The sequence below is a fragment of the Bacillus sp. CIS52 genome (genome assembly GCF_053545315.1).
Genome location: NZ_JBIUFR010000002.1, coordinates 138,897 through 158,888 on the forward strand (window position 1 = coordinate 138,897; position 19,992 = coordinate 158,888).

The 19,992-nt window shown below is 46.7% G+C and carries 15 protein-coding genes and 1 pseudogene; 15 read left to right on the top strand and 1 reads right to left on the bottom strand.

The window, feature by feature from the left end; all coding sequences use genetic code 11:
* Window positions 1–124: 124 nt before the first annotated feature.
* The 7 genes from dnaE (at window position 125) to ACH32G_RS10645 (ending at window position 10,439) form a co-directional block, all read left to right on the top strand.
* Window positions 125–3,463, top strand: a complete 3,339-nt coding sequence (dnaE, locus tag ACH32G_RS10615) for a DNA polymerase III subunit alpha (RefSeq protein ID WP_448814338.1) — start codon at window positions 125–127, stop codon at window positions 3,461–3,463.
* Between the two features lie 139 nt (window positions 3,464–3,602).
* A complete protein-coding gene (gene maeB / locus ACH32G_RS10620; protein WP_016938598.1) occupies window positions 3,603–4,835 on the top strand; it encodes an NADP-dependent malic enzyme in 1,233 nt (410 codons plus the stop codon).
* 326 nt (window positions 4,836–5,161) lie between these two features.
* Entirely contained in the window at window positions 5,162–6,034 is an 873-nt protein-coding gene (accD, locus tag ACH32G_RS10625) for an acetyl-CoA carboxylase, carboxyltransferase subunit beta (RefSeq protein WP_016938599.1), read from the top strand.
* Window positions 6,019–6,996, top strand: coding sequence for an acetyl-CoA carboxylase carboxyl transferase subunit alpha (accA, locus tag ACH32G_RS10630; RefSeq protein ID WP_016938600.1), 978 nt, complete (start codon window positions 6,019–6,021; stop codon window positions 6,994–6,996). Before accD ends, accA begins: the two co-directional genes overlap by 16 nt.
* Window positions 6,997–7,187: 191 nt before the next feature.
* Entirely contained in the window at window positions 7,188–8,147 is a 960-nt protein-coding gene (gene pfkA / locus ACH32G_RS10635; RefSeq protein ID WP_003152443.1) for a 6-phosphofructokinase, read from the top strand.
* Between the two features lie 39 nt (window positions 8,148–8,186).
* A complete protein-coding gene (gene pyk / locus ACH32G_RS10640; protein WP_016938602.1) occupies window positions 8,187–9,944 on the top strand; it encodes a pyruvate kinase in 1,758 nt (585 codons plus the stop codon).
* Between the two features lie 111 nt (window positions 9,945–10,055).
* The gene (locus tag ACH32G_RS10645) at window positions 10,056–10,439 is read left to right on the top strand and encodes an FxsA family protein (RefSeq protein ID WP_016938603.1); all 384 of its coding nucleotides are present in this window, start codon (window positions 10,056–10,058) and stop codon (window positions 10,437–10,439) included.
* A gap of 31 nt (window positions 10,440–10,470) precedes the next feature.
* Here the strand turns inward: ACH32G_RS10645 and ytvI are convergent, their stop codons facing one another.
* Window positions 10,471–11,586, bottom strand: coding sequence for a sporulation integral membrane protein YtvI (gene ytvI / locus ACH32G_RS10650; protein ID WP_095241502.1), 1,116 nt, complete (start codon window positions 11,584–11,586; stop codon window positions 10,471–10,473).
* A gap of 97 nt (window positions 11,587–11,683) precedes the next feature.
* On the opposite strand from ytvI, the gene ACH32G_RS10655 reads away from it, so the two are divergent.
* The 8 genes and pseudogenes from ACH32G_RS10655 (at window position 11,684) to pnpS (ending at window position 19,923) form a co-directional block, all read left to right on the top strand.
* A complete protein-coding gene (locus ACH32G_RS10655) occupies window positions 11,684–12,148 on the top strand; it encodes a DUF441 domain-containing protein (RefSeq protein ID WP_007408072.1) in 465 nt (154 codons plus the stop codon).
* 123 nt (window positions 12,149–12,271) lie between these two features.
* Window positions 12,272–12,408: pseudogene (locus ACH32G_RS10660) on the top strand (peptidoglycan-binding domain-containing protein); the annotation flags it as partial.
* A gap of 162 nt (window positions 12,409–12,570) precedes the next feature.
* Window positions 12,571–12,981 (top strand): YjdF family protein, encoded by a 411-nt coding sequence (locus tag ACH32G_RS10665; RefSeq protein WP_032873696.1) that lies wholly within the window; start codon window positions 12,571–12,573, stop codon window positions 12,979–12,981.
* A gap of 740 nt (window positions 12,982–13,721) precedes the next feature.
* Window positions 13,722–14,840, top strand: coding sequence for a citrate synthase (gene citZ / locus ACH32G_RS10670; protein WP_016938606.1), 1,119 nt, complete (start codon window positions 13,722–13,724; stop codon window positions 14,838–14,840).
* A 160-nt stretch (window positions 14,841–15,000) separates the two neighbouring features.
* Window positions 15,001–16,272 (top strand): NADP-dependent isocitrate dehydrogenase, encoded by a 1,272-nt coding sequence (gene icd / locus ACH32G_RS10675; protein ID WP_016938607.1) that lies wholly within the window; start codon window positions 15,001–15,003, stop codon window positions 16,270–16,272.
* 45 nt (window positions 16,273–16,317) lie between these two features.
* A complete protein-coding gene (gene mdh, locus ACH32G_RS10680; RefSeq protein WP_003152455.1) occupies window positions 16,318–17,256 on the top strand; it encodes a malate dehydrogenase in 939 nt (312 codons plus the stop codon).
* A gap of 215 nt (window positions 17,257–17,471) precedes the next feature.
* Complete coding sequence (locus ACH32G_RS10685) at window positions 17,472–18,191, top strand: response regulator transcription factor (protein WP_016938608.1); 720 nt, start codon at window positions 17,472–17,474, stop codon at window positions 18,189–18,191.
* The gene (gene pnpS / locus ACH32G_RS10690) at window positions 18,184–19,923 is read left to right on the top strand and encodes a two-component system histidine kinase PnpS (RefSeq protein ID WP_448814339.1); all 1,740 of its coding nucleotides are present in this window, start codon (window positions 18,184–18,186) and stop codon (window positions 19,921–19,923) included. Before ACH32G_RS10685 ends, pnpS begins: the two co-directional genes overlap by 8 nt.
* Window positions 19,924–19,992 lie beyond the last annotated feature (69 nt).

The following is a 19,992-nucleotide window of genomic DNA, read 5'->3' on the forward strand; positions in this document are numbered from 1 at the left end:
TCTATCATATTGAGCAAAGCGGACAAGTATGATGATGAGTCAAAAAAGAACATTTGTTTCTTAAGAAAACCCGTCTTATAATGTAGAAAGGCAAAATGAACGTATATGGAAAGGAGTGGCGGCATTGTCTTTTGTTCATCTGCAAGTACATAGCGGCTACAGCCTGTTAAACAGCGCCGCTTCTGTAAAAGATCTTGTTACACAAGCGAAGGAGCTCGGTTATTCTTCATTGGCGCTGACGGACGAAAATGTGCTGTACGGCGCCATTGAGTTTTATAAAGCATGCAAGTCAAACGGAATAAAGCCGATTATCGGTCTGACGGCTTCTATATACACGGACGAAACGGAACTCGAAGCACGCCCGCTTGTTCTTTTGGCGGAGACAAACACCGGATATCAGAACCTGCTGAAAATCTCAAGTGCGCTGCAATCCATAGCAAAGGGCGGCATGAAGCGAAAATGGATGAAGAGCTATCATGAGGGGCTGATCGCCATTACGCCCGGTGAAAACGGGTACATTGAAAGTCTGCTGCAAGCCGGGAAATTTGAAGAAGCGGTCAAAGCTGCCGAAGGATTCCGGGAACTGTTCGGAGAAGGCCGTTTTTATTTAGGATACCAGCCGTTCAAAGGTCATGAGACGTTATCGGAAGATATTCTCCGCCTGTCAGCCGAGACGGAAATCCCAGTCTGCGCTGCGGGGGATGTCCGTTATATCAAGAAAGAAGATCAAGATGCGTACCGCTGTCTGTGCGCCATTAAAGCCGGTGAGAAATGGGAGGATCAGAACGGGAATCTGCCGGATTTACACTTGAGGCCGCCTGAAGAGATGGCGGAGCTTTACACGCAGCATCCGGAAGCGATTGAAGCATCCGCGCGTATCGCCGGGCAATGCCGGGTCGATGTCAGCCTCGGACAGACACGCCTTCCGTCTTTTCCGGCGCCGGACGGCAAATCAGCCGATGATTATTTGGCGGAAGTCTGTCACGAGGGGCTGCGTCTCCGTTTCGGCACTCCTGATGAGCGCGCCATCCGCCGGCTTGAATATGAGTTGGACGTCATCAGGCGCATGAAATTCAGTGATTATTTTCTCATCGTATGGGACTTTATGAAGTACGCGCATGAAAAGGGCATTGTGACAGGCCCGGGAAGAGGATCTGCGGCAGGCTCGCTGGTCGCTTACTCGCTTTTCATTACCGACGTGGATCCGCTTAAACATTCTCTGCTGTTTGAGAGATTTCTTAATCCCGAGCGGATCAGCATGCCGGATATTGATATCGATTTCCCTGATACGAGAAGGGATGAGGTCATTCAGTATGTACAAAATAAGTACGGGGCCATGCACGTGGCCCAGATTATCACCTTCGGGACATTGGCCGCAAAGGCGGCGTTAAGGGATACCGGGAGAGTGTTCGGAATCAGCCCGAAAGAAGCCGACCAGCTTGCCCGCCTGATTCCGTCAAAGCCGGGAATGACGCTTGAGGAAGCGAGGCGGCAGTCCGCTCAGCTGAACAGGCGGCTGTCTGAATCCGCCGTTCTTCATGAAGTGTTTCAGGTCGCCAGGAAAATTGAAGGTCTTCCGAGGCATACGTCAACACACGCGGCCGGCGTTGTTCTCAGTAAAGATCCGCTTTCTGAAGTTGTCCCTCTTCAAGAAGGGCATGACGGCGTGTATTTAACGCAGTATGCGATGGATCACTTGGAAGATTTGGGTCTTTTGAAAATGGACTTTTTAGGTTTGCGCAACCTGACGCTTATTGAATCCATTAAAACGATGATTGAAAAAGAGACGAATACGAAAATTGATTTTTCCGAGATCTCCTACCAGGATGAAAAAACGTTCTCCCTATTGTCAGACGGCGATACGACGGGCATTTTTCAGCTGGAATCATCAGGGATGAGGAGCGTGCTGAAGCGTTTGAAGCCGTCGAGGCTTGAAGACATTGTCGCGGTGAATGCGCTTTACAGACCGGGGCCGATGGAAAATATTCCATTATTTATCGATCGGAAGCACGGGCGGGCGCGTGTGGAAGTGCCGCATGAGGATGTAAGAAATATTCTCAGTGACACGTATGGCGTCATCGTCTATCAGGAGCAGATTATGATGATCGCTTCGCGGATGGCAGGGTTTTCATTAGGTGAAGCGGATCTGCTCAGACGGGCTGTCAGTAAAAAGCAAAAGGACATTCTGGACAGAGAGCGAAGCCATTTTGTTGAAGGGTGCTTAAAAAAGGAGTATTCTGTAGTCACTGCAAACGAGGTCTACGATCTGATTGTCAAATTCGCCAACTACGGATTTAACAGAAGCCATGCTGTCGCATACAGCATGATCGGCTATCAGCTCGCCTATTTAAAAGCGCACTATCCTTTATATTTTATGTGCGGTCTTTTGACGAGCGTCATCGGCAATGAGGACAAAATATCGCAATATCTGCATGAAGCGAAGGGGAGCGGGATCCAAGTTCTTCCGCCGTCAATAAACAAGAGCGGTTTTCCGTTTGCGCCGGAAAACGGAGCCGTCAGATACAGTTTGCGGGCCGTGAAAAACGTAGGCGTCTCGGCAGTGAAAGATATTTATAAAGCAAGAACACATAAACCGTTCGAGGATCTTTTCGATTTCTGCTTTCGCGTACCTGCAAAAAGCGTGAATCGGAAAACAATCGAAGCCCTTATATTTTCTGGCGCCATGGACGAATTCAATCAAAACCGCGCCTCCTTGCTGGCCTCCGTGGATGTCGCTTTAGAGCACGCTGAACTTTTTCGTGCAGACGATGACCAAATGGGATTGTTTTTGGAAGAATCGTTTTCCATTAAGCCAAAATATGTAGAGGCTGAGGAATTTCCGCTCGTGGACAAGCTTCGGTTTGAAAAAGAAGCTCTCGGTGTTTATTTCTCAAGCCATCCTTTGTCCGCTTTCAGGGATCTCTTGAAAAAACGGGGTGCGCAAGCGATCGCAAAAGCGCGTCAGGCGCCTAAGGGGCAGCTGTCGATCGGCGCTTTGCTCGCGGGCATCAAAACGATTCGGACAAAGACAGGTCAGCATATGGCGTTTCTCACATTAAGCGACGAAACGGGAGAAATGGAAGCCGTCGTGTTTCCTGACCAATACAGAAGGCTGTCTCCGCTGTTAAAAGAAGGCGCGCTTTTATTCGCCGCCGGAAAAATGGAAGAGCGGCAGGAGAAGACCCAATTCATCATGTCATCCGCCTCTCTCCTTGAGGAGACGGAGACAGACAGAGCGCCGTCTGTTTACATCAAAATCGAAGGCAGCCGGCACAATCAGGAGTTTTTGGAAAAGATGAAGCGTATTTTACTGGAGCATAAAGGGGAAACCGGCGTTTATCTTTATTATGAAAAAGACAAGCAGACCATCAGGCTGCCCGACACCTTTCATATTCAGGCGGACCATCAGGCGTTATACCGTTTAAAAGAGCTGCTGGGCCGCGAAAACGTCGTGTTAAAATAGTGGTAACAACAATGGTTTTGTTATACAATTGAAACAATTGTGCTATCTTATTTAAAGATTCTGAAATTTTTCACCTCCAGCGATTGTACCAGTCTATGCGGCAGAATATGTAACAAAGTACTTAAAAGGAGTGTTTAGCATGTCATTAAGAGAAGAAGCGTTACATTTACACAAAGTAAACCAAGGAAAGCTTGAATCAAAAGCAAAGGTGGAAGTCAGAAATGCGGACGATTTAAGCCTTGCCTACTCTCCGGGGGTAGCTGAGCCTTGTAAAGAGATTTATGACGATAAAAATAAAGTATATGATTATACAATGAAGGGGAACATGGTAGCAGTCGTAACAGACGGATCAGCGGTTCTCGGTCTCGGAAATATCGGGCCTGAAGCTTCACTTCCGGTCATGGAAGGAAAAGCGGTTCTGTTCAAAAGCTTCGCGGGCGTGGATGCATTCCCGATCGCGCTCAACACAAACGACGTGGACAAAATCATCGACACGGTGAAGCTGCTTGAACCGACATTCGGCGGTGTCAATCTTGAAGATATCGCAGCGCCGAACTGTTTTATCATTGAAGAGCGCCTGAAAAAAGAAACAAACATTCCGGTTTTCCACGATGATCAGCATGGTACTGCCATCGTAACCGTAGCCGGACTTGTAAACGCGCTGAAATTATCAGGAAAATCCATGTCATCCATTAAAGTTGTGGCAAACGGAGCGGGAGCGGCAGGCATCGCGATCATCAAGCTTCTTTACCATTTCGGCGTTCGCGATATCGTGATGTGCGACTCTAAAGGAGCCATTTATGAAGGGCGTCCTGCCGGCATGAATGCGGTGAAAAACGAAGTGGCCAAGTTTACAAACCAAGACCGCAATGACGGTTCGCTGCAGGATGTCATTAAAGATGCAGACGTCTTTATCGGCGTATCAGTCGAAGGCGCTTTGACAAAAGAAATGGTGGAAAGCATGGCGAAAGATCCGATTATTTTCGCAATGGCCAACCCGAATCCGGAAATCATGCCTGAAGACGCGCGCGCAGCCGGCGCAAGCGTAATCGGAACAGGCCGTTCTGATTTCCCGAACCAGGTCAACAACGTACTTGCATTCCCTGGAATCTTCCGCGGAGCGCTTGACGTTCGCGCGACTCATATCAACGAAGAAATGAAAATAGCTGCGGTTGAAGCGATCGCTTCCCTCGTTTCAGAGGATGAATTAAGCGCGGAGTATGTCATCCCGGCTCCATTTGACAAACGCGTGGCTCCTGCCGTTGCGAAAGCCGTTGCGAAAGCGGCGATGGAAACGGGCGTCGCCAGAATTACGGTTGACCCTGAGGAAGTGGCTGAAAAAACAAGACAGCTTACGGTCATCGGCGAATAATAACACAAAAAGAATTGGCAGCGCGTTGGGAAAAACAACGCGCTGCTGTTCAATATACGGACTGCTGGCATTTTTTTAAGGGCAGGTCTTAAAAAAATTTCAGCAGAATCCTTATTTCTTTTGAAAACGCTGACAGATAAGGCTGAGCAACGCTTTTGAAGGTCTGTCATCCGTCCGTTTCCGCCTGCTTTTCAGCAAAAAATGTCGAATGGAGGATGACACCGTTTGACAAAAAAAGTACAATAGTTTCGGTAAAGTTATTATTAAGTCTATCTAATCGGAAGACATGCAGTGAAGAGAACCCTTCACAAAAGGGAGGTAATCATTTGTTAAAGGATATATTCACAAAAAAGAAAAAATATGCTTCCGTGCCGTCTGAGCAGGCAAAACATGATGTTCCGGAAGGCATTATGACAAAGTGCCCCAAATGTAAAAAAATCATGCTCACAAAAGAGTTAGATAAAAACCTGCGCGTCTGCATGAACTGCGGTCATCATTTCCCGATGAATGCAAAGCAGCGCATTGAAATCCTCCTGGATGAAAATTCATTCGAAGAATTCAACCAGGGAATGATATCTGAAAACCCGCTCGGTTTCCCGGGATACTTAGAAAAAATCGAAAAAGACCGTGAGAAAACATCGCAGAATGAAGCGGTTGTTACCGGAAAAGGGACCATCAGCGGATTCCCTGCCGTTATCGCGATCATGGATTCGACATTCCGCATGGGCAGCATGGGCTCGGTTGTCGGCGAAAAAATCACGCTGGCAATTGAAAAAGCGAAAGAGGAAAAAGTCCCGTTCATCATCTTTACCGCTTCCGGCGGCGCACGTATGCAGGAAGGGGTCTTAAGCCTTATGCAGATGGCGAAGACAAGCTCTGCATTGAAACTGTTCAGTGAAGAGCAGGGGCTGATTATTTCGGTTATGACCCACCCGACGACTGGCGGCGTATCGGCCAGTTTCGCGTCTCTCGGTGATTATAATTTCGCTGAACCGGGCGCCTTGATCGGATTTGCCGGAAGACGTATTATTGAACAGACGATCGGAGAAAAACTGCCGGAAGATTTCCAGACGGCGGAATTTTTATTAAAGCACGGCCAGCTTGATGCGGTGATTCACAGAAACGACATGAAAGACAAACTCGCATTTCTGCTGGACATGCACCAAACAGGAGGTGAGCATGAGTGGCTGCAAGATTAGAATTTGAAAAACCGGTGATTGAACTGCAGACAAAAATCGCCGAACTGAAAAAATTCACCCAAGATTCGGAGATGGATTTAAGCGCTGAAATCGCAAGGCTTGAAGACCGGCTCAGCAAGCTCCAGGATGAAATTTATAAAAACCTGAAGCCTTGGGACAGAGTGCAGATCGCACGCCTTCCCGAACGGCCGACGACCCTTGATTACATTCAATACCTGTTTACCGACTTTTTTGAGTGCCACGGAGACAGAACATACGGAGACGATGCTGCGATTGTCGGCGGAGTTGCCAAATATCACGGCATGCCGGTCACCGTCATCGGTCATCAGCGCGGAAAAGATACGAAAGAAAACCTTGTCCGCAATTTCGGGATGCCTCACCCTGAAGGCTACCGTAAAGCGCTTCGCCTCATGAAGCAGGCGGATAAGTTTAACCGTCCGATTATCTGCTTCATTGACACGAAGGGAGCGTATCCCGGCAAAGCGGCGGAGGAACGGGGACAAAGTGAAGCCATTGCTAAGAACCTGTTCGAAATGGCCGGCCTGACAGTGCCTGTCGTTTGTATCGTCATCGGTGAAGGCGGCAGCGGAGGGGCGCTTGCATTAGGTGTGGGCAACCGCATGCTGATGCTGGAGAACTCGACGTATTCCGTTATTTCTCCTGAAGGAGCCGCGTCCATTTTGTGGAAAGATTCCAGCCTTGCCAAAAAAGCGGCTGAAACCATGAAGATTACTGCGCCCGATTTATTAGAATTAGGAATTATAGATAATATGATTAAAGAAGTGAAGGGCGGAGCTCACCATGACATCAAGCAGCAGGCGGGCTACATTGACGGCATCCTAAAAGAAACATTAAAATCTCTTCTCCCATTGAACGCCGAAGAATTGATCTCACAGCGCTACGAAAAATACAAAGCCATCGGAAAAGTTTCGGTTGAGGATCAATATATCGGGGCAAACTGAATAGACGTGAAGCCTATGGCTCACGTTTATTTTTTGTGTTTTTTGTGATATTCCTTAAATTTTATTTAAAAACAGTTTATTTAATTGTATAATAGGTAAGGTTTCATGGGAGCTCAGGCGTCCCTTTTCATTGTTTTAGGGCAATGATCATGATATGTTTAACATATATATGTTGCTGAGGTGAATAGGAAATGAAGCGTATAGGAGTATTAACGAGCGGCGGGGATTCCCCGGGGATGAACGCAGCGGTGCGAGCGGTTGTGCGTAAAGCTATCTATCACGATGTAGAAGTTTACGGAATTTATAACGGTTATTCAGGATTAATCAGCGGAAAAATAGAAAAATTGGAGCTGGGTTCGGTCGGTGACATTATCCACCGCGGCGGAACAAAGCTGTATACGGCCAGATGTCCTGAATTCAAAACAGTTGAAGGCCGTGAAAAAGGAATCGAAAATTTAAAGAAACTCGGCATTGAAGGTCTTGTCGTCATCGGCGGAGACGGTTCATACATGGGTGCGAAAAAATTAACGGAACACGGGTTTCCGTGTGTAGGTGTACCGGGTACGATAGATAATGACATCCCGGGAACTGATTTTACGATCGGATTTGATACGGCGTTAAACACCGTAATTGATGCGATTGATAAAATCCGTGACACAGCTACGTCGCATGAGCGTACATACGTTATTGAAGTGATGGGACGCCATGCAGGCGACATTGCTTTATGGGCAGGTCTTGCAGGCGGAGCGGAATCCATTTTAATCCCTGAAGCGGACTACGATATGGAAGAAATTATCGGCCGTCTGAAGAGAGGGCATGACCGCGGTAAAAAACACAGTATCATCATCGTTGCTGAGGGGGTAGGCAGCGGGGTTGAATTCGGAAAACGCATCGAAGAAGAAACAAACCTTGAAACACGGGTATCCGTTTTAGGGCACATCCAGCGCGGCGGATCTCCAAGCGCTTCTGACCGGGTTCTTGCAAGCCGCCTCGGCGCTTACGCGGTTGAGCTTCTGCTTAAAGGAAAAGGCGGACGCTGCGTAGGTATACAAAACAACAAGCTTGTAGACCATGATATTATAGAAATTTTAGAATCAAAACATACTGTTGAACCAAACATGTATCAGCTTTCAAAAGAACTGTCTATTTAAGACGGAAGAAGCTGAAGATTTCAGAAGGAAGTGAACGAGTTGAAAAAAACAAAAATCGTTTGTACAATCGGTCCGGCCAGTGAAAGTGTAGAAATGCTGACAAAATTGATGGAAGCGGGTATGAATGTTGCCCGTCTGAATTTTTCACACGGTGATTTCGAAGAGCACGGCGCAAGAATCAAAAACATCAGAGAAGCAAGCAAAAAGCTCGGCAAAAACGTGGGGATTCTCCTCGATACGAAAGGTCCGGAAATCCGCACGCACGATATGGAAAACGGCGCGCTTGAGCTTCAGGCGGGAAATGAAATTATCGTTTCTACAAAACAGGTGCTGGGAACGCTTGAAAAATTCTCAGTTTCTTATGAAGGCCTGGCAGACGACGTGTCAGCAGGGTCTATCATCCTGCTGGATGACGGTTTAATCGGATTGGAAGTGATTGAATCAAATCCGGAAAAACAAGAAATCAAAACAAAAATCTTAAACAGCGGCACGCTGAAAAATAAAAAAGGCGTAAACGTTCCCGGCGTCAGCGTCAACCTTCCGGGAATTACTGAAAAAGACGCTAAAGACATCGTCTTCGGTATCGAGCAAGGCGTTGATTTCATCGCTGCGTCATTTGTACGCCGCTCTACGGATGTTCTGGAAATCCGCGAACTGCTTGAAGAGCATAACGCGTCTGACATTCAAATCATCCCTAAAATTGAGAACCAGGAAGGCGTAGACAATCTGGATGCGATCCTGGAAGTATCTGACGGCTTAATGGTAGCGCGCGGAGACCTCGGCGTAGAGATTCCGGCTGAAGAAGTGCCGCTCGTGCAAAAAGAAATGATCAAAAAATGCAACGCGCTCGGCAAACCGGTTATTACCGCGACTCAAATGCTTGACAGCATGCAGCGCAACCCACGTCCGACACGCGCTGAAGCAAGTGACGTTGCCAACGCTATTTTCGACGGCACAGATGCGATCATGCTTTCCGGTGAGACAGCTGCGGGACAATATCCTGTTGAGGCGGTTCAAACAATGTTTAACATCGCCACACGCACGGAAGAATCTCTGAACTACAAAGAAATTCTGTCTAAACGCAGAGATCAGGTCGGCATGACAATTACCGATGCAATCGGCCAATCCGTTGCACACACGGCAATCAATCTGAACGCGGCAGCTATCGTTACGCCTACAGAAAGCGGCCATACGGCGCGTATGATCGCGAAATACCGTCCGCAGGCTCCGATTGTAGCCGTTACAGTGAATGAGTCTGTATCACGCAAACTCGGCCTTGTATTCGGTGTCTTCCCGGCAAGCGGCCAAAACGCGAATTCTACAGATGAAATGCTTGAAGATGCAGTTCAAAAATCACTTGACAGCGGACTCGTGAAACACGGTGATCTGATTGTCATTACAGCCGGTTCTGTCGGTGAATCAGGCACGACGAATCTGATGAAAGTCCACACTGTCGGCAGCGTAATCGCAAAAGGACAAGGCATCGGACGCAAATCAGCATTCGGTCCGGTTGTTGTTGCAAAAAATGCGAAGGAAGCTGAACAAAAAATGACAGACGGCGCAGTATTGGTTGCTTCAAGCACTGACCGTGACATGATCGCTTCGCTTGAAAAAGCATCAGCACTCATCACGGAAGAAGGCGGTCTGACAAGCCATGCCGCAGTAGTCGGTTTAAGCTTGGGCATTCCGGTTATCGTCGGTCTGGAGAACGCAACTTCAGTTTTAACAGACGGACAGGTTATCACAGTTGACGCTGCCCGCGGCGCTGTGTATGAAGGCCGCGCAAGCGTTCTTTAAACAGCTTTAAAAAAGAGAGGGGGGGTTCTCCCTTCTCTTTTGTCTTTAGGTTGATTTTCCTATTCCCATGCGGACGGTGACGCGCTTTTAGAAGGACAGGAGGGCAGAAAAATGAGAGTTTTATTCTTACTGTTTATCGTGTGTCCGGCAATTGAAATCGGCTTGTTTCTGCTGGCGGGAAAATGGCTCGGCGTTTTTCCGACCGTCCTTCTCATCATTTTGACAGGCGTGCTGGGCGCCTTGGTGGCAAAAAGACAGGGAATTGATGTATATCATCGGGTGATGCGCGACCTGCAGCACGGCAGCATGCCGGGGGACGCGCTTCTTGACGGAATATGCGTCTTTATCGGAGGCCTGCTTTTGATGCTTCCGGGTTTTTTGTCCGATATTGCAGGGGCCTGTCTTCTGATTCCGTTCACTCGGAACCGCATGAAGCCGCTTTTGTTCAAATGGCTGAGAGGAATGTCAAAAAACAAGCGGATCATTATCAAATAAAAACGGCAGCCTTTTTGCAGGGCTGCCGTTTTTATTTGGACTGAACAGTAATATAGGCCCATATTTCTTTTAAAGCGCCCGTTGTGATAAAGGCCTGAATGAAAACGAGCAGCGCAGGCCCCGCAGCCAGTCCTAAAATTCCGAACAGCTTAAAGCCGGCAAACAGGGCGATTAAGGTCGCAAGCGGATCAAGCCCGATTGACTTGCTTAAAATCTTCGGCTCCGTCAGCTGGCGCTGAATGAGAACCACAATATATAAAATACCGAGACCGATCGCTTGGGGAAGCTGACCGGCAATGGCCAAATACATAATCCAAGGAACAAATACCGATCCGGCGCCGAGATACGGGAGAAGATCCACCAGGCCGATAAAAAAGGCAATGGTCGCCGCATGCTCAATTCCTAAAAGAAACAGTCCGATAAAGACAATGATCATCGTAAAAAGGATGAGCACGGCCTGCGCCTTAATGAAACCGGCCATCGCTTTTTTCAGTTCTCCCGACACAGCCTTGGCGTTTGCCGAAACGCGTTCCGGAAGAATGGAATAAAGCATCGCTTTCAGCTTGTGCCAGTCCTTAGTCATAAAAAAAGTCGCCAGCATTGCGAATACGAAGACAGCAGCCGTATTGGGAAGGAAGGCAATCCATTTCGGCACCAGCTCTAAAAGATGTGAAAGCATCAGCCCCGCATTTTTAGCGGCTGTATCACCGAGGGTCTGGATATGCGTCACGATGGATGCCTGCTGATTGGTTTCCAGCCCGTTAAATAAGACAGTCAGCTCGTGGTACAATGGCTGAATGCGGGAAGTGAAGAACTCCTCGCAATACGTTATAAAGGCGCTGATATGGGGAGGGAGCGTTTTGGCCAGATAGGCGGTTCCCGAGATGATTTCCGCAACGAGAAAAGTCGCCGCGCCAAGAAGAATCAGCAAAAAGAAGGCCAGGACAATGACTGTATTGACTGATCGGGGCAGCCCCGTCAGTTTGTCCAGCCAGTCAACCACGGGAATGATCGCCGACGACAGAATAAGGGCGATCAGAAACGGATAAGTTAACGAAAATGAGGCGTAACCGGCCGCTAAAGCGCCGCCGGCCGCAACTAGTACAAACAGCGCGCGGAAAAAAACAGTTGCATAGTGCGGATTCACATCGATCCTCCTCTCGGTCGGCACGTCCTATTACATTAGTTTATTCGTCAAAAAAAAGGATATGAATACAGTTATGATGAAGGATGGTGCTTTCAGGATGTTTACACAGGCGAATTTATTTTTACTATTATTGCTGGCCATCGCATTGATAGCCAAAAACCAGTCATTGCTTTTTGCCGTCGGCTTTCTTATTGTGATAAAAGCTGTCGGTCTTGACCAGAAATTGTTCCCGGTGATTCAGTCAAAAGGAATCAACTGGGGGGTCACCGTCATTACAATCGCCGTTTTAGTGCCGATTGCGACAGGTGACATCGGTTTTAAACAGCTCGGAGAAGCGATGAAATCATATTATGCGTGGATCGCTCTCGGCGCCGGAATCGCCGTTGCCTTAATCGCCAAAAACGGTCTCACCTTATTGGAAAACGATCCTCATATTACAACGGCGCTGGTCATCGGCACGATACTTGCCGTCGCGCTTTTCGGCGGCGTCGCCGTCGGTCCGTTAATCGGCGCCGGAATTGCCTATCTGGCCATGCAGATCGTTAAAATATTCACTTCGTAAAGTAAAAAAGCGGCTTAAAGCCGCTTTTTTTGCGGGTGAAAATAAGAGTTTGCAGCGCATTTTGTAGTTCAGACAAATGCCATTTGCATTATTCCGAGGAATGAAGTGGCTTACCATGTAACAAAGAACCTCGGAATCGACGGCGCATATGGCACGAAGACTGAAGATGCAGTAAGGCGGTTCCAATTGATGAATGGATTAAAAGCTGATGGAATTTATGCACTTGAACCAAATCAAAACTTGAAGTGTTGTTAAAATAAGCGGAGGCCCTTTCCTTAAATTTGAAAGTTTGTTAAATTTATAGTGAGAATGAAAAAACACAATTCGGTTGGTAGTCCGGATGCATTATTTAAAATGTCAGTAACCTTCCCCTCCTCGGGATGTCCATCATTCTTCAGTAAATTTAGGAGGAGGGAATCGTTATGAAATTAACGGTTTACTACGATGGTCAGTTTTGGGTAGGAGTAATTGAAGTTGTGAATGATGGGAAATTAAGAGCAATTCGTCATTTGTTTGGACAAGAGCCCAAGGATTCAGAAATCATGCATTTTGTTAATAATCAACTTTTACAGACTCTCTCCCGCACTGAACAAGAAGGGGTTTGTGTTAAAGCAAAATCTAAGAAGTTAAACCCAAAAAGATTACAACGGCAAGCTTCTAAAGAGATGAAAAATATCGGGATATCAACTAAGGCGCAAAAAGCGATAAAACAGGAGCTTGAAGCAAGAAAAGAAAAGAAAAAACAACTGAACAGAAAACAAAGAGAAAAAATAAAGGAACAAAAATATTTAATCAGAAAACAAAAAGCAAAAGAAAAGCATAGGGGCAAATAGTTGGAGAACCCGATGAAGCCCTTCGATTGAAAAGTTGAGCGGCATCAGTTTTTTCTTCGGACTGATTTAGAAAAAAGAAAAAGAAGTAGAAATCGAGCCCTTCTCGAGATGAGGAGGGTTTTTCTGCAATTTATTTAACTTCACTTACATCAGTAAATGAGTCAGTTTCAATTGATGAACGGTTTGATGAGGATATTTAGGGCCGAAAACAGCGCAAATGCAGTCAAACGATTCCAGTCCATGTACGGGGAGCCAACTAAAACCAAGACATGGATTTCCGAAGCTGATCCGAACATTGATTCAGTCGAGTAAACAAAATCCCCCCTTCTTTACCGGAGAAGGGGGGTATTTGCGGTGAAGTTGTTGCGCCTGTCCTTTTAAACTCCCAAAGCTCCCCCAAATGAAAACATGAGAATACATGATTTTACAAAGCGCCTGAAAGCAAGCGATTAAATTTATCAACGCAAAACCTTGATATATAGGGCTTTTAAAACATTTTTAGTTAAAAGTCTACAAATTAATCAGATTATTGTTTATAATAAGAATAGGCTTAAACTTAAATAAGCTTATAAGAATTTGTTATGTTCCTCTATAAGCATATCGGTTATGTAACCGCAATCAATGAAATGTAAGCATTTTCTTAAAGGGGAAAGGGAGTGTTTACATGACTCATTTTAAGTAAGCCGTATGTTTTATGTACTCTTTAAAGGGGAATTTTGATTGAAAAGGAGAGGTTGAATATGACAGCAACACGCGGTCTTGAAGGGGTTGTAGCAACAACATCATCTGTAAGCTCTATTATCGACGATACCCTTACATATGTAGGGTACGATATTGACGACTTGACAGAGAATGCAAGTTTTGAAGAAATCATTTATTTGCTGTGGCATCTGCGCCTGCCGAATAAAACAGAGCTTGCTGAACTGAAAAAACAGCTTGCGAAAGAAGCTGCCGTTCCACAAGAAATCATTGAGCACTTCAAATCCTATCCCCTCAATAACGTACATCCAATGGCTGCGCTCCGGACGGCGATTTCATTACTCGGTCTGACTGACAGTGAAGCCGATGTCATGAATCCGGAAGCGAACTATAGAAAAGCCATCCGTCTGCAGGCGAAGGTGCCGGGCATTGTCGCCGCTTTCTCAAGAATCCGCAAAGGACTTGATCCTGTTGAACCGAAGGAAGAGTACGGTATTGCGGAGAACTTCCTTTACACTTTAAACGGTGAAGATCCTTCTCCGATCGAAGTGGAAGCGTTTAACAAAGCGCTCATTCTTCATGCGGATCATGAGCTGAATGCATCAACATTTACGGCGAGAGTATGTGTCGCCACCTTATCCGATATTTACTCAGGCATCACAGCGGCCATCGGCGCATTAAAAGGACCGCTTCACGGCGGAGCCAATGAAGCCGTCATGAAAATGCTGACAGAGATCGGCGAAGTGGAAAATGCCGAGCCTTATATCCGCAGCAAAATGGAGAAAAAGGAAAAAGTGATGGGCTTCGGACACCGCGTGTATAAGCATGGGGATCCGCGCGCCAAACATTTAAAAGAAATGAGCAAACGCCTGACGAATCTGACGGGTGAAAGCAAATGGTACGACATGTCAATCCGTGTCGAAGAAATTGTGACATCTGAGAAAAAACTTCCGCCTAACGTTGATTTCTATTCCGCATCTGTGTACCACAGTCTCGGCATTGACCACGATCTGTTCACGCCGATCTTTGCGGTCAGCAGAATGTCCGGATGGATCGCGCACATTCTTGAGCAATACGATAACAACCGCCTCATCCGCCCGCGCGCTGAATACACGGGTCCGGATAAGCAGACTTTTGTTCCGATTGACGAAAGAGCCTGATCAAACGGGAGGCTGGTGATTTTCATGTCGTTAGCCTCTTGTTAATCAAGCCCAAGTTGGTTTACAATTTTGATAGAATCTTGAGAAAAATCATTTTATTTTCTATACAAGAAAAATAAAATGTTTTCTAAATATGAATTACATACTGGGAGGTAATATTGTGTCACAAGGTGAAAAAATTACAGTCTCTAATGGAGTATTAAACGTACCAAATAATCCGATTATCCCGTTTATTGAAGGTGACGGCACAGGCCCTGATATTTGGAATGCCGCTTCTAAAGTATTGGAAGCCGCTGTTGAAAAAGCATATAAAGGCGAGAAAAAAATCACGTGGAAAGAAGTTTATGCCGGTGAAAAGGCTTATAATAAAACAGGTGAGTGGCTTCCTGCCGAAACGCTGGAAGACATCAGAGAGTACTTCATCGCCATCAAAGGACCTCTGACGACACCGGTCGGCGGCGGTATCCGTTCTCTGAACGTGGCGCTGAGACAGGAACTTGATTTGTTTACGTGCCTGCGCCCTGTCAGATATTTCACTGGAGTGCCTTCTCCGGTCAAACGTCCTGAAGATACGGATATGGTCATTTTCCGTGAAAACACGGAAGATATTTATGCCGGAATTGAGTATGCGAAAGGTTCTGAAGAAGTTGAAAAGCTGATCAGCTTCCTGCAAAATGAAATGGGCGTTAACAAAATCCGTTTCCCTGAAACATCAGGAATCGGCATCAAGCCTGTTTCTGAAGAAGGAACAAGCCGCTTAGTCAGAGCTGCCATTGAGTACGCGATCGAAAACGGCCGTAAGTCTGTCACGCTTGTCCACAAAGGAAACATCATGAAGTTCACTGAAGGTGCGTTTAAAAACTGGGGCTACGAGCTTGCCGAAAGAGAATACGGAGATAAAGTATTCACTTGGGCCGAATATGACCGCATCGTCGAAAAAGACGGAAAAGAAGCGGCTGATAAAGCGCAGAGCGAAGCGGAAGCAGCAGGAAAAATCATCGTCAAAGACAGCATCGCTGATATTTTCCTTCAGCAGATCTTAACCCGTCCGAGCGAATTCGACGTCGTGGCGACGATGAACTTAAACGGAGACTATATCTCTGATGCGCTTGCCGCTCAGGTAGGCGGAATCGGAATCGCGCCGGGAGCGAACATCAACTATGAAACAGGGCATGCGATTTTCGAAGCGACTCACGGAACGGCTCCGAAATATGCCGGCCTTGACAAAGTCAACCCGTCATCGGTTATCCTTTCAGGAGTGCTTCTTCTTGAACACCTGAACTGGAATGAGGCGGCTGACCTAGTCATTAAAGCTATGGAAAAAACGATTGCTTCAAAAGTAGTAACTTACGATTTTGCAAGATTAATGGACGGTGCAACTGAAGTGAAATGTTCAGAGTTCGGTGAAGAGCTTATCAAAAACATGGACTGAACCTAAAGCAGACTTCTAATGAAGCCAAAAAAGGAGAAGAGAATCATGGGAAAAACACGCAGTAAAGTTTCTGTTATCGGAGCAGGATTTACGGGAGCGACAACAGCCTTCCTTACAGCTCAAAAAGAGCTTGCGGATGTTGTGCTCGTTGATATTCCTCAATTAGAAAACCCGACTAAAGGAAAAGCGCTTGACATGCTCGAAGCAAGTCCGGTTCAAGGATTTGACGCGAAAATCACAGGCACGTCCAACTACGAGGACACAGCCGGTTCTGATATCGTCGTCATCACGGCCGGAATTGCGAGAAAACCAGGCATGAGCCGTGATGATCTCGTATCTACAAACGAAAAAATCATGAGAAGCGTCACACGTGAGATCGTGAAATATTCTCCTGACTGCATTATCGTCGTGTTAACAAACCCTGTTGATGCGATGACATATGCGGTGTACAAAGAATCAGGCTTCCCGAAAGAACGCGTTATCGGACAATCCGGAGTGCTTGACACTGCGCGGTTCAGAACATTCGTCGCTGAAGAATTAAACCTGTCAGTAAAAGACGTGACCGGTTTTGTTCTTGGAGGACACGGTGACGACATGGTTCCTCTCGTCCGTTATTCCTATGCGGGCGGCATTCCGCTCGAAACACTTATCCCGAAAGACCGTCTTGATGCGATTGTAGAGCGCACAAGAAAAGGCGGCGGGGAAATCGTCAACCTTCTCGGCAACGGAAGCGCCTACTATGCGCCTGCTGCATCACTGACAGAAATGGTAGAAGCCATTTTGAAAGATCAGCGCCGCGTGCTTCCGACTATCGCTTATTTAGAAGGCGAATACGGTCATGAAGGCATTTACTTAGGCGTGCCGACGATTATCGGAGGAAACGGCCTAGAGCAAATCATTGAGCTTGAACTGACAGACTATGAAAAAGCACAGCTGAGTAAATCAGTTGAATCTGTCAAAAACGTGATGAAAGTATTGTCATAAGAAAAAAGGGAAGGCTTCCGAATCAGAAGCCTTCCTCTTTTTACAATTAATGAAAGCGTTTTCTTTTTCCCTGAACGATCCTTTCTCTGAAAATGATCAAAAAGGCGAATTGTCTGAACGGGCAGTATTAGATAAAATGAAATCATAAAGTGATATGCAGCACATAAAATAGAGAAAATTGGATGTCGGGGAAAATAGACAGCGGAGGGCGCAGCATGAACAAAAAAATTTTAGTTGTAGATGATGAACAATCTATCGTTACTCTTTTACAGTACAATCTGGAACGGTCCGGCTATGATGTCATTACCGCATCAGACGGCGAAGAGGCTCTGGAGCAGGCAGAGAAGGAAAATCCGGATTTAATCGTACTGGATGTCATGCTGCCGAAAGTGGACGGAATCGACGTCTGTAAACAGCTCAGACAGCAGAAAATGATGGTTCCGATCTTGATGCTGACAGCAAAAGATGAAGAGTTTGATAAGGTGCTGGGACTGGAGCTCGGAGCGGATGATTACATGACAAAGCCGTTCAGTCCGAGGGAAGTGACTGCGCGGGTGAAAGCCATTTTAAGAAGGGCTGACATTTCTTCGCTGTCACAAAGCAGAGAAGAGGAAAAGGACGGGCAGATCCTTATCGGCGAGCTGAAAATTCTTCCGGAGCATTACGAAGCGTACTTCAAGTCGGAACAGCTGGAATTGACGCCTAAAGAATTTGAACTGCTTCTGTATTTGGGAAAACACAAGGGAAGAGTGCTGACGAGAGATCTTCTGCTGAGCGCAGTCTGGAACTATGATTTTGCCGGGGACACCCGGATTGTTGACGTTCATATCAGCCATCTGCGCGACAAAATCGAATCAAATACCAAAAAACCCATCTATATTAAAACAATCAGAGGTTTGGGGTATAAACTGGAGGAGCCAAAAATGAATGAATAAAGTCCGTGTGCGTCTGTTCGCTTTACTCGTTGTATGTATCATATTGGTTTTCAGTGTTCTCGGCCTTTTTTTACAGCAGCTTATTTCTTCAGCCGCTAAAGACAGAACGGCGGATCAGCTGAAAAAGGAATCGGTATACATAGCGGGCCTTCTTGACACCGGCCGAATCGGCAATAAAAGCAATGAAACGGTGGTCCGCGCCGCCGGCCGCACCCTCGGTATAAACGTCTCCGTGCTCAATGAGAAGGGTGATACCGTATTTCATTCCGGCAGGCATGCTGATGATGCAGCCGTAAAGGAGTTCATTTCTCACAATAAAAATGAGGCAGCCATACAGGCGGGAAGCAAAGTGATCCGCGGCGCCGCCGTAAAAAATGACACCGGCCAAACGGCGGGATATGTGCTCGTTTCCTCGGAAATCAGCGGCGGTTCAAGTATTACCGGAGAAATGTGGGGCATGCTGGCAGCAAGTCTTTGTACCGCTTTTATCATTATCGTTTTCTTTTATACAAACATGACGTCCCGTTACAAAAAATCAATCGACGCCGCGACGAAGGTGGCGACGGAGCTGTCCAAAGGCAATTATGACGCCCGCTCCTACAGCGGTTACGCAAGGCGGTCTGACCGCCTCGGGCGTGCGATGAACAGTCTGGCGGTCGATTTGATGGAAATGACGAGAACGCAGGATATGCAGCGCGACCGTCTGTTAACCGTCATTGAAAATATCGGTTCAGGTTTGATTTTAATAGACGGGAGAGGTTTTATTAATCTCGTGAACCGATCGTACACGAAGCAGTTTCATACAAAGCCTGAACGTCTGCTTCGCCGCCTTTACCATGATGCGCTTGAGCATGAGGAAATCATTCGGCTCGTCGAAGATATTTTTATGACGGAGACGAAAAAATGCCAGCTGCTGAGACTTCCCATCAATATTGAGCGGCGCTACTTTGAAGTTGACGGCGTTCCGATCATGGGTCCTGATGATGAATGGAAAGGCATTGTTCTCGTTTTTCACGATATAACGGAAATTAAAAAATTGGAGCAGATGAGGAAGGACTTCGTCGCCAATGTTTCCCATGAACTGAAAACGCCGATCACTTCGATTAAAGGCTTTACGGAAACGCTGTTAGACGGGGCGATGAAAGATGAAAAGGCGCTTTCAGACTTTCTGTCTATCATTCTGAAAGAAAGTGAGCGGCTCCAATCCCTCGTACAGGACTTATTGGATTTATCCAAAATGGAGCAGCAAAACTTTACGATGCGCGTAGAATCCTTTGACGCCGCAAAAATCCTCCATGAAATCGAAGCCCTTTTACAGCATAAGGCTGAGGAAAAAGGCATCAGTTTTCAGCTCGATCTTCCGGAGGAGCCGATTTTTGTGACGGGTGATGTGCACAGGCTGAAGCAGGTATTCCTGAATCTGGCGAACAACGCTTTAACCTACACGCCTGAAAAAGGGACGGTGGCGATTTCGGTAAATGTGAAAGAAACCGCTGTCGATATCAAAGTGTCCGATACGGGAATCGGTATTCAGAAGGAAGAGATTCCGAGGATATTTGAGAGATTTTACCGCGTGGATAAAGACAGAAGCCGCAACTCGGGAGGAACCGGGCTCGGTCTTGCCATCGTAAAGCACTTAATAGAAGCCCATGAAGGCAAAATCGAAGTCACAAGCGAGCCGGGACAGGGAACTGTGTTCACTGTGACGCTGAAGCGGCCGCCGGCAGCGTGATCAGCTTTACAAAGGATTAACAATTTCTTCATGACCTGTTAAACCTATCTTGTTAGGATGTAACAGAAC